The sequence below is a fragment of the Micromonospora sp. WMMD980 genome (genome assembly GCF_029626035.1).
Lineage (GTDB): Bacteria > Actinomycetota > Actinomycetes > Mycobacteriales > Micromonosporaceae > Micromonospora.
The window spans coordinates 2,655,538-2,668,231 of sequence record NZ_JARUBE010000003.1; the positions used below are offsets into that span (position 1 = coordinate 2,655,538).

The 12,694-nt window shown below is 75.8% G+C and carries 1 protein-coding gene (cut by a window edge); it reads right to left on the reverse strand.

Annotation, left to right across the window (positions count from 1 at the left end; all coding sequences use genetic code 11):
• Nucleotides 1-12,694, reverse strand: the 3' portion of a protein-coding gene (locus O7618_RS12660) for a type I polyketide synthase (protein ID WP_278106269.1). The gene runs 20,978 nt beyond the window's last position; only the last 12,694 of its 33,672 coding nucleotides appear in the window; its start codon lies off the right edge, out of view; its stop codon occupies nucleotides 1-3.

The following is a 12,694-nucleotide window of genomic DNA, read 5'->3' on the forward strand; positions in this document are numbered from 1 at the left end:
TCAGGAAGCGCCGAGCTCGTTGTCGATGAAGGCGAAAATCTCGTCGTCGGTGGCCGCGTCGAGGCCGCCGGTGGCCGCCGGTTCGGTGGTGCCGTCGGTGCCGCCGAACTTGGCCGCGAGGGCCAGCAGCCGGGCGACCGCCCGCCGGCGCACCGACTCGTCCAGCCCGTCGAGGGCGAGACCGCCGGCGACCCGGTCGAGGTCGTCGAGCAGGCCCGGGTCGGCAGGACCCGCCGCCGCCAGCCGCCGGTCGAGTTCCGCGGCCAGCCGTACCGCGGTGGGATGGTCGAAGACCAGCGTGGAGGGCAGCCGGAGTCCGGTCGCGGCGGCCAGCCGGTTGCGCAGCTCCACCGCGGTCAGCGAGTCGAGGCCCTGGTCGGTGAGACCGCGCTCCGGCTCGATCGCGGCGGGGTCGGGGTAGCCGAGGGCGGCGGCGGCCTGGCCGCGAACGAGGTCGAGCATCGCCTCCGCCCGCCGGGCCGGGTCGAGCCCGCCCAGCCGCCGGGCCAGCTCGCGCCCGTCCGGCGCGGACTCCCCCGCCCGTCGGGGCGCCGCCGGCACCAGCGTGCGCAGCAGCGGTGGCAGTTCCGCCCCGGCCAACGCGCCCAGGTCCAGCGGGTTCAGCACCGTGTGCGGCAGGCCGGCGGCCAGCGCCCGGTCGAACAGGGCAAGCCCGTCGGCGGTGGTCATGCCGCCGCCGATGCGGGCGACGTCACGGTCGTCGAGCTGCCCGGTCATCCCGGAGGAGACCGCCCAGAGGCCCCAGGCCATCGACTGGGCGGGCAGGCCGAGCCCGCGTCGGTGCGACGCGAGACCGTCGAGGAACCCGTTTGCCGCCGCGTAGTTGGCCTGCCCGGGGGCGCCGAACGTGGCCGCGACGGAGGAGAACAGCAGGAACCAGCGCAGGTCGAGATGCGCGGTCAGCTCGTGCAGGTGCCGGGCGGCGTCCGCCTTGGGGCGCAGCACCCGATCGACCCGTTCGGCGGTGAGGCCGCCGAGCACGCCGTCGTCGAGCACGCCGGCGCAGTGGATCACGCCGGTGAGCGGCGACGCGGCCGGGACCGCGGCGATGGCGCGGCGCAGGTCGTCCCGGTCGCCGGCGTCGCCGCGGGCGAGCGTCGCCCGGGCGCCGAGCGCTTCGAGCGACGCCACCAGGTCGGCGGCGCCGGGCGCGTCCGCGCCCTGCCGACTGATCAGCACGAGGTCGCGTACGCCGTGGGTCCGCACCACGTGTTCGGCGACGAGCGCGCCGAGCGCCCCGGTGCCGCCGGTGATGAGGACCGTGCCGGGGAACCGCTCCGGCTCGCTCGCCGCGGGCGCCTCCGCCCGGACCAGCCGGGGCACGAGGACCGTGCCGGCGCGTACCGCGATCTGCGGCTCGTCGCCGGCCGCCGCCGCGACGACGGCGGCGGCCGAGGCGGGGTCGTCGTCGGTGTCGGCGAGCACGATGCGGCCGGGGTTCTCGCTCTGGGCGCTGCGGATCAGGCCCCAGACCGCCGCGCCGTCCGGGTCGGCCACCGGGCCGCCGGCCGGGACCGCCGATCGGGTGAGCAGCACCAGGCGGGACGGCCCGTCCGGCTCGTCGGCCAGCCAGCGCTGGGCGAGACCGAGGACCTCGGTGACCGACGTCGCCGGGACCACGACGAGGTCCGCCACGGTGGCCGGCTCGTCGACCAGCGGCAGGCCGAGCCGCTCGGCGGCGGCCGGGTCGCCGGCGACGACAGCGGTCGGCGTCGGGCCGTCCGGCGTCGCCGGGGCGGGGACCCAGTCGACGGTGAAGAACGCGTTCGCCGGTCCGGCGGCGTCGGCCGGGAGGGCGGCCGGGCGCAGGGCCAGGGCGTCGACGGTGGCGACCGGCTGACCGGTGCCGTCGGCCACCGACAGCGCGACGGTGTCGGTGCCGGCCGGGGAGAGCCGGATCCGGGCGGCGGTGGCGCCGATCGCGTGCAGCGTGACCCCGGAGAAGGTGAACGGCAGCCACGGCCGGTCGGCGTCGCCGACGAAGGCGCCGAGGCCGATGCCGTGCAGCGCGGCGTCGAGCAGCGGCGGGAAGAGCGCGTAGAGGCCGGCTTCCGGGTCGGTGGTCTCGACCTCGGCGTAGACGTCGGCGCCGAGCCGCCAGGCCCGCCGCAGGCCCTGGAAGACCGGGCCGTAGTCGAGTCCGTTGGCGGCGGTCGCGGCGTAGAGGCCGTCGACGTCGACCGGCTCCGCGCCGGCCGGCGGCCAGGCGGCGAGGTCGAACGCCGGTGGAGCACCCTCGCCGGGGCTGACGACGCCGGTCGCGTGCGTGGTCCAGTCCGTCGCGCCGTCGGCCTTCGCCGCGATCGCGATGCGGCGGTCCCCCGCCTCGTCCGGCTCGGCGGCCCGGACCTGGAGGTCCACCGCGCCCCCGGCCGGCACCACGAGCGGCGCGGCGAGGGTCAGCTCGCGGATCGCGCCGCGGCCGGCGTGCGCCGCCAGCTCGACGAACGCGGTGCCCGGGACGACGATCCGGCCGAGCACGACGTGGTCGGCCAGCCACGGGTGGCTGTCGAGCGAGAGGCGGCCGGTGTAGACGTCGCCGTCGCCCCCGGCCAGCCGGACGGAGGCGGCGAGCATCCGGTGGCCACCCCCGGTCAGGCCGGCGGAGGTGACGTCGCCCGCACCGACGGACGCCGGCCAGAACCGCTCGCGCTGGAAGGCGTACGTCGGCAGCGGCACCGTGCGCCCGCCCCGCCCGTCGAGCACCGCGGACCAGTCGACGGCGGCGCCGGAGACGAACAGCCGGCCGACGGCGTCCAGCGCGGTCGCGGCCTCGTCGCGGTTGCGCCGCATCCCGGGCGCGTAGAGCAGGTCGGCGGCGGTCTGCGGGGCCATCGTGGTGAGCACGCCGTGCGGGCCGACCTCCAGGCACCGCACCACGCCGTGCGCGGCGAGCCAGGCGACGCCGTCGGCGAAGCGGACCGCCTCGCGGACGTGCCGCACCCAGTAGCCGGCGGTGTACTCCCCGACCGGCTCGCCGGTCAGGTTCGACACCACCGGGATCCGCGGCGCCCGGTAGGTGAGGTTCTCGATCGCGGCGCCGAACTCGGCGAGCATCGGCTCCATCAGCGACGAGTGGAACGCGTGCGACACGGTCAGTCGGGTCGCGCGGGGGAACCGTGGCTCCAGCGCGTCGATGGCGTCGGCGGGCCCGGAGAGGACCACCGCGTTCGGGCCGTTGACCGCGGCGACGTCCACCCCGGCGGGCAGCGCGGCCCGGACGTCGGCCTCCGACGCGCGGACCGCCAGCATCGCCCCGCCGGCCGGGAGCGCCTGCATGAGCCGGCCCCGGGCGGCCACCAGGGTCACCGCGTCGTCCAGGTCGAGCACGCCGGCGACGTGCGCGGCGGCGATCTCGCCGATCGAGTGGCCGAGCAGGTAGTCGGGGGTGACGCCCCACGACTCGAACAGCCGGTAGAGCGCGACCTCGACGGCGAACAGCCCGGCCTGGGTGTGCACGGTCTGGTGGATCGCGTCGGACTCCAACGCCTCGCGCAGCCCGTCGAAGCGCCCCACGATCGCGTCGAACGCCTCGGCGAAGACCGGGAACCGGGTCGCCAGGCCGGCGCCCATCCCCGGCCACTGCGCGCCCTGCCCGGTGAACAGGACGGCGGTCCGGCCGGTGCCGGCCGGCGTGCCGGTGTCGTCACCGGCGGCGACGCGGGCCAGGTTCTCCACGGCGGCGGGCACCACGGCGCGGTGCTCCAGGACCGCGCGGGCGCTCGCCAGGGTGTGCCCCACGTCGACCGGGCGCAGGTCGGGGTGGGCGAGCAGGTGCTGGTGCAGTCGGCCGGCCTGGGCCCGCAACGCCTCCGCGGTGCGGGCCGAGAGCACCCACGGCACGACGCTCGGGTCCGGTTCGGCCGGCGCCGGGGCGGGCGCCCGGGTGGGCGCCTCCTCCAGCACGACGTGGGCGTTGGTGCCGCTGATGCCGAAGGACGAGACGGCGGCCCGGCGCGGACGCCCGGTGGCTGCGCTCCACGACACCGGCTCGGTCAGCAGGCGCAGCGCGCCGCCGGTCCAGTCGATGTGCGGCGAGGGCTGGTCGGCGTGCAGCGTCCGGGGCAGGATTCCGTGCCGCATCGCGAGCACCATCTTGATGATGCCGGCGACGCCCGCGGCGCACTGGGTGTGGCCGATGTTCGACTTGATCGAGCCGAGCCACAGCGGCTGCCCGTCCCGGTCGCCGCCGTACGCGGCCAGCAGCGCCTGCGCCTCGATCGGGTCACCGAGGACGGTGCCGGTGCCGTGCGCCTCCACCACGTCCACGTCGGCCGGGGTGAGCCGGGCGTCGGCGAGCGCCTGCCCGATGACCCGCTGCTGCGACGGACCGTTGGGTGCGGTGAGCCCGTTGCTGGCCCCGTCGGAGTTGACCGCGGTGCCCCGGACGACGGCGAGCACCTGGTGGCCGTGGCGCCGGGCGTCGGAGAGCTTCTCGACGAGCAGCACGCCGACCCCCTCGGACCAGCCGGTGCCGTCGGCGTCGGCCGAGAACGGCTTGCACCGCCCGTCCCCGGCCAGGCCGCCCTGGCTGTCGAAGCTCGGGAAGATACCGGCGCTGGCCATCACCGTGACGCCACCGGCGAGCGCCATCGTGCACTCGCCCCGGCGCAGCGCCTGCGCCGCCAGGTGCAGCGTGACCGAGGACGACGAGCACGCCGTGTCCACGGTCAACGCCGGCCCCTCCAGCCCGAACGTGTACGCCACCCGTCCCGAGATGATGCTGGGGGCGGTGCCGGTGAGCAGGTGACCCTCGCTGCCCGGGGGCATCCCGCCGTTCATGCCGTAGCCGAACGTGGAGGCGCCGATGAAGACGCCGACCGGTTCGCCGCGCAGCGACCCGGGATCCATGCCGGAGCGTTCGAACACCTCCCAGCAGGCTTCGAGCAGCACCCGCTGCTGCGGGTCCATGGCGACCGCCTCGCGCGGCGAGATGCCGAAGAGCCGGGCGTCGAAGTCGGTGGCCGCGTCGAGGAAGCCACCCTGTCGGGCGTACCCGGCCGGGTCGGCGGGCCAGCCGCGGTCGGTGGGGAACGGGCCGATCGCGTCGGCGCCATCGCTGAGCAGCTGCCAGAGCTCCTCGGGACTGTTGACCCCGCCGGGGAACCGGCAGCTCATGCCGACGATGGCGATCGGGTCGTCGTCGGTGGCGGCCCGGGCGCGCCGCGCCTGGGCGGGGGCCGGGGCGCCGAGCAGTTCGGTGCGCAGCCAGCCGGCGAGCGCGTCCGGGGTGGGGTAGTCGAACACCAGCGTGGCGGGCAGCCGCAGCCCGGTCGCCGCGTTGAGCCGGTTGCGCAGCTCGACCGAGGTGAGCGAGTCGAACCCGAGGTCCTTGAACGCCCGGCCGGGCAGCACCGCGTCGCCCGACTCGTGGCCGAGCACCCCGGCGGCGGCCGTGCACACCACGTCGGTCAGCAGCCGGTCCTGGTCCGCGTCCGCCAGCCCGACGAGGCGTCGCGCCAGGTCGGGGCCCGGGGCGCCGCCGTCGTCGGCCCGGCGGACCGCCGTGGTGACCAGCCGGCGCAGCAGCGGCGGCACCGTGCCGGAGGCGCGTACCGCGTCGAGGTCGAGCCGCGCCGGGACCACGTGCGCGTCGGGCAACCGGCGGGCCGCGTCGAACAACGCCAGGCCCAGCTCGTCGGACATGCCGCCGCCCAGTCGCGCGGCCAGCTCACCGCCCATGCCCGCGGCGTTGGCCCACAGACCCCAGCCCAGGGACTGACCGACCAGACCGAGACCACGACGGTACGACATGAAGCCGTCCAGGAACGCGTTCGCCGCCGCGTACGCCGCCTGACCCGCCGACCCGAACACCGCCGACACCGAGGAGAACACGGTGAACATCGCCAGGTCGAGGTCGCGCGTCAACTCGTGCAGGTGCACCACCGCGTCGGCCTTGGGCGCCATCACCCCGGCGACCCGCTCGGCGGTCAGGCTGGTGAACACGCCGTCGTCGAGGACACCCGCGCAGTGCACCACACCGGCGAGCCCGTCGATGCCGTCGATCACCGCGGCCAGGGCGGCCCGGTCGGTGACGTCGGCAGCGACGACCCGCACCCGCGCGTCCACCTCCGGCGCGGGACCGCCGGAACGGCTCACCAGCACCAGGTCCCGCACGCCGTATGCCGCGACCAGATGCGCCGCGACCAGCGCGCCCAACCCGCCGGTGCCGCCGGTGACGAGGACCGGGCCGTCGATCGGGGCCGGCGCCCCGGTCCCGAGGGTGGCGCGGACCAGGCGCGGGACGAGGAACTCGCCGGCGCGTACCGCCACCTCGGGTTCGCCGAGCCCGACCGCCACGGTGACGGCCGGCGCGGCGGGGTCGTCGTGGTCCACGTCGACGAGCACGATCCGGTCCGGGTTCTCGGTCTGCGCGGACCGCAGCAGGCCCCACACCGCGGCGCCGGGCAGGTCGGAGACCGGGCCGCCGGCCGGGACCGCGCCCCGGGTGACGACGGCCAGCGTGCCGGCAGGGTCGTCGGCGGTGAGCCAGTTCTGTACGGCGTCGAGCGCCTCGTCGACGTCGCGGACCGGCAGCACCACGACGCCCTCGACCGGGTCCCCGGCCGGGGTGGGCAGCGGCGTCCACTCGACGGTGAACAGCGCGTCCCGGACGGCGGCCGGAGCGCCGGTGGGGAGCTGGTCCGCGGAGGCCCCGCGCAGCATCAGCCGTCGCACGGTGGCGACCGGCTCACCGATGCCGTCGGCGACCCGTACGGTCACCGCGTCCGGCCCGGCCAGGCTCAACTCGACGCGCAGCCGGGTGGCGCCGGTGGCGTGCAGGCTGACGCCGGACCAGGCGAACGGCAGGCGTGCGGTGCCGTCGGCCGGGAACAGCAGGGCGCAGCCGTGCAGTGCGGCGTCCAGCAGGGCCGGGTGCAGGTCGAAGCGGGTCGCGTCGGCGTGCGCCTCGGCCGGCACCGCCACCTCGGCGTAGACCGTGTCGTCGGTGCGCCAGGCGGATGCCAGGCCGCGGAACACCGGCCCGTAGTCGAGGCCGGCGTCGGTGGCGAGGCGGTCGTAGAAGCCGTCCAGCTCCACCGGCTGCGCGTCGGCCGGCGGCCACTGCGCCAGGGTGAACGCGTCGTCCGTGCCGGCGTCGGTGAGCGCGCCGGAGGCGTGCAGCGTCCACGGGCCGTCGGTGGCGTGCGCCGGGCGGGCGTGGATCCGCACGTCGCGCACGCCGTACCCGTCCGGTGTGGTGACCCGCACCTGCACCTCGGCGCCACCGGCCGCCAGGATCAGCGGCGCCTCGACGGTCAGTTCGTCGATCCGGCCGCCGCCGACCTGCCGCGCGGCCCGCAGCGCCAGGTCCACGAAGGCGGTGCCGGGGACGACCACGCGGCCCCACACGGTGTGGTCGGCGAGCCACGGTTGGGCGGACGCGGCCAGCCGGCCGGTCAGCAGCACCTCGTCGGCGCCGGCCACCGGCACCGCGAGGCCGACCAGCGGGTGGTCGGTGACGGTCAGGCCGGGCACGGCCACGGCGGCGCCGGGGGCGGCCTCGGGCCAGAAGCGGCGGCCCTGGAAGGCGTACGTGGGCAGTTCCAGTCGAGCGCGTGCGGGCAGGATCGCGGTCCAGTCCACGGGCTCGCCGGCGGTCCACAGGGTGGCGACCGCGTGCAGCAGGCTGTCGGTCTCGTCGCGGTCCTTGCGCAGCGCCGGAACGTAGGTCAGCTCTGGGACGGCCATCGCGGACAGCACACCCGCCGGCCCGACCTCCAGACAACGGGTCACCCCGTTGGCGGCCAGCCAGGACATGCCGTCGTCGAAACGCACCGCCTCCCGCACGTGCCGCACCCAGTAGCCGACGGTGAACTCCTCCACCGGCTCACCGGTCAGATTCGACACCACCGGAATCCGCGGCGCCCCGAAATCGAGGTGCCCGATCGCGGCCGCGAACTCGGCGAGCATCGGCTCCATCAACGACGAGTGAAACGCATGCGACACCGTCAACCGCGACGCCTTGGCAAACCCGGGCGCCACCTCGTCGATCACGCCGGCCGGACCGGAGATCACGACCGACGTCGGACCGTTCACCGCCGCCACATCCACACCCGTGCCGGCGATGACCTCCCACACCCACTCCTCCGACGCCCGCACCGCCAGCATCGCCCCACCGGCCGGCAACGCCTGCATCAACCGACCCCGAGCCGCCACCAACGTCACCGCATCATCCAGCGACAACACCCCCGCCACATGCGCCGCCGCGATCTCACCGATCGAATGACCCAACAGGAAATCCGGAGCCACCCCCCACGACTCCAGCAACCGGAACAGGGCCACCTCGACCGCGAACAGACCAGCCTGCGTGTACACCGTCCGGTGCACCGCGTCGGAATCGATCGCCTCCCGCAACGGCACATCCAACACCAGGTCGAAACGGGCACAGATCCCGTCGAACGCCTCCGCGAACACCGGGAACCGCGCCGCCAACCCCAGACCCATACCGACCCGCTGCGCACCCTGACCCGTGAACAGGAACGCCAGATCACCCTCCGACACCACACCCGACACCACGGCCGCCTGCGCACCGCCAACGTCGGACACCACGGGCGCCCGCAGACCGGCGACGAAGTCCTCACGCACCGCGCCCAACAGCACCGCGCGATGCTCCAGCGCGGCCCGCCCGCTCGCCAGCGACCACGCCACCGCCGCCGCATCCAACTCCGGCTCGCCGGCCACGAAGTCACGCAACCGCTCCACTTGGGCGGCCAGCGCCTGCGGCGAGCGCGCCGAGACCAGCCACGGCTGGCGGCCCTCGACCGGCGGGACGCCGAGCTGCGGGTCGGTGACCGCTGCCGGCTCCTCGATGATCACGTGGGCGTTGGTGCCGCTGATCCCGAACGACGACACCGCGCCCCGGCGGGGATGCCCGTTCGGCTTCCACGGCCGGGCCTCGGTCAGCAGCTCCACCGCGCCGGCGCTCCAGTCGACGTGCGGGGTGCGCTCCTCGGCGTAGAGGGTGGGCGGCATCGTGTCGTTCCGCATCGCCATGATCAGCTTGATGATCCCGGCGACGCCGGCGGCGGCCTGGGTGTGCCCGAGGTTCGACTTGATCGAGCCCAGCCACAGCGGCCGTTCCGCGCTCCGCTCCTGGCCGTAGGTCGCCAGCAGCGCCTGGGCCTCGATCGGGTCGCCGAGCTTGGTGCCGGTGCCGTGCGCCTCCACCAGGTCGACGTCGCCGGTGGTGAGGCCGGAGTTCGCCAGTGCCTGCCGGATGACCCGCTGCTGCGCGCCGCCGTTCGGCGCGGTGAGCCCGTTCGAGGCGCCGTCCTGGTTGACCGCAGAGCCGCGCACCACCGCGAGGACCCGGTGGCCGTTGCGACGGGCGTCGCTGAGCCGCTCGACCACCAGCATGCCCACGCCCTCGGACCAGCCGGTGCCGTCCGCGCCGGCGCCGAAGGACTTGCACCGGCCGTCGAACGACAGGCCCTGCTGGCGGCTGAACTCCACGAACGTGTACGGGGTGGTCATCACGGTCACGCCGCCGACCAGCGCCAGATCGCACTCGCCCTGCCGCAGCGCCTGGCCGGCGAGGTGCAGCGCGACGAGCGACGACGAGCAGGCCGTGTCGACGGTGACGGCCGGGCCTTCGAGGCCGAACGCGTACGACAGCCGCCCGGACATCACGCTGGCGATCGTGCCGGTCGCCACGTAGCCCTCGGACTCGGCCGCGGACGCCGACAGGGTGGTGTAGTCCTGGCCGTTGGTGCCGACGAACACGCCGGTGGGCGTGCCGGAGAGCGACGTCGGGTCGACGCCCGCCCGCTCCAGCGCCTCCCACGTCGTCTCCAGCAGCAGCCGCTGCTGCGGGTCCATCGCCAGCGCCTCGCGCGGCGAGATGCCGAACATGTCGGCGTCGAACGTGGAGGCGTCGCGCAGGAAGCCACCCTCCCGCACGTACGAGCTGCCGGCCCGGCTGCCGTCCGGGTCGAACAGCGCGTCCAGGTCCCAGCCCCGGTCGGTCGGGAACGGCCCGACGGCGTCGGCGCCGTCGGCGACCAGCCGCCACAGGTCCTCGGGACCGGTCACGCCGCCGGGGTACCGGCACGCCATGCTCACGATGACGATCGGGTCGGTGGTGACGGCGGTGGCGGTCAGCACCGGCGCGGCCGTGTCGGCGCCCGTGACCTGCGACTGGAGGAGGTCGGTGACCGCGGTGGCGGTGGGGTGGTCGAAGGCGAGGCTGGCCGGCAGCGCGAGCCCGGTCAGCGCCTGCAACCGGTCGCGCAGCTCGACCGCGGTGAGCGAGTCGATGCCGAGGTCCTTGAACGCCCGGCCCGGCGGCACCCGGTCCACGTCGGCGTACCCGAGCACCTCGGCCACCGTGCGGCGCACCTGCGCGAGCACCGTGCGGGATCGTTCCGCCGGCCCGAGCGCGGCCAGCCGCCCGGCCCACCGGTCGGTGTCGGGCGTGGTCACGGCCGGGGCCGCGTCGGCGGGGAGCAGGTCGTGCAGCAGCGGGCTGGGCCGGGAGGCGGTGAACGCCGGCCCGAAGCGCGCCCAGTCGACGTCGGCGACGGTCAGGCAACCGGCGTCGGCGTCGACCGCCTCGGCCAGCGCCTGGACGGCCAGCGCCGGCGGCATCGGGCGCAACCCGCGACGGCGCAGGTAGTCCTCGGCGCCCTCCTCGGTGACGAGCATGCCGGCCTCGGCCCACGGACCCCAGGCGATCGCCGTGCCGGCCCTGCCGCTCGCGCGACGGGACTGCACCAGCGCGTCCAGGAACGCGTTCCCGGCCGAGTAGGCCGGCTGGCCCCCGCTGCCCCACACCCCGGAGATCGACGAGAACACCACGAACAGGTCCAGCTCGCCGGTCAGCGCGTCCAGGTTCACCGCGCCGGCGACCTTGCCGCGCACGATCTCGGCGAACTCCTCGGCGGTGGTCTGGGAGAGCAGGCCCATGCCGGCGACGCCGGCGGCGTGCACCACGCCGCGCAGGTCCGGGATCCCGGCCAGCAGCTCCGCCACCTGCGGACGATCCGCGACGTCGCACGCCACCACGTCCACCCGCGCCGGCGACAGCTCCGCCACCAACTCGGCAGCACCCGGCGCGTCCATCCCCCGCCGCGACGTCAACACCAACCGCGACACCCCACGACCCACCAGCCAACGGGCCACCTGAGCGCCGAGCGCCCCGGTACCGCCGGTGACCAGGACCGTACCGTCCCAGGTGCGCGGGGCCGGCGGCCGGGCCGGCGACGGCGCGGGTCGCAGCCGCCGGACGAAGACCCCGGAGGCCCGTACCGCGACCTGGTCCTCGCCGCCGCCGAGGACGCCGGCCAGCCGGTCGCCCTCGCGCCCGCCGAGACCGGCCGGGACGTCGACGAGGCCGCCCCACAGTTCCGGCGACTCCAGCGCGGCGACCCGGCCCGCGCCCCACACGAGGGCCGCGGTCGCGTCGTGCAGCGGGTCGGAGCGGCCGACCGAGACGGCGCCCTGGGTGACGCACCACAGCCGCGCGTCGATGCCGCTGTCGCCGAGGGCCTGCACGACGGTCAGGAAGTTGTGCGGCACCACCGCATCGACGGGCTCGGCCAGCGACAGCAGGGACACGACGCCGGCGAGGCCCGCCAGGCCCGCGCCCATGGCGGCGAGTTCCTCGGCGAGGACCGCACGGTCCAGGTCCTCGGGCATGACGGGGAGTTCGACGATGTCCAGTCCGGCGCCGCTCAGCGCGGACACCAGCGGGTCGGCGACGCCGTGGTGGGGGGTCAGCACGATCCAGGAGCCCGTGGCCGGCCGAGCCGGGTCGGCGACCGGCTGCCAGGTGACGTCGTAGCGCCAGGAGGCCACCTCCGTGGCGGCGAGCCGGTCGCGGCGCCACTCGGCGAGCGCGGTGCCCAGCGAGGCCGGTACGTCGGTGTGCAGCAGGTCGTGCAGGCTCTCGCCCTCGACGGCCTGCCAGAACGCCGAGTCCACCGGGTCCGTGGCGGTGGTCGCCGGCAGGTCGAGCGGGGTGAGCCAGTAGTGGTCCCGCTGGAACGCGTAGGTGGGCAGGTCGACGCGGGGCGCGGCGGGCAGGACCGCGGTCCAGTCGACCGGGACGCCGACCGTCCACGCCTGGGCGACCGCGTACAGCAGGCTTTCGGCCTCGTCGCGGTCCTTGCGCAGCGCGGGCGCGTACGTGAGGTCCGGCGCGGTCAGGCGCGCCATCGCGGACAGCACACCCGACGGGCCGACCTCGACCGCCCGCGTCACGCCCTGCGCCCGTAGCCACGCCACGCCGTCGGCGAAGCGGACCGCCTCGCGGACGTGCCGCACCCAGTAGTCGGCGGTGAACTCGTCGACCGGCTCGCCCGTCAGGTTCGACACCACCGGAATGCGCGGCGCCCCGAAGTCGATGTGCGCGATCGCGGTGGCGAAGTCGGCGAGCATCGGCTCCATCAGCGACGAGTGGAACGCGTGCGACACCGTCAGCCGGGTGGCCTTGGCGAAGCGCGGTGCCAACTCGTCGATCGCGTGCGCCGGACCGGAGATGACAACCGAGGTGGGGCCGTTGACCGCGGCGACGTCCACGCCGCCGGCGAGCATCGACCGGACCTCGGCCTCGGATGCCTGCACCGCGAGCATCGCGCCGCCGGCCGGCAACGCCTGCATCAGCCGGCCCCGTGCCGCCACCAGCGTCACCGCATCATCGAGCGACATGACCCCGGCGACGTGCGCGGCG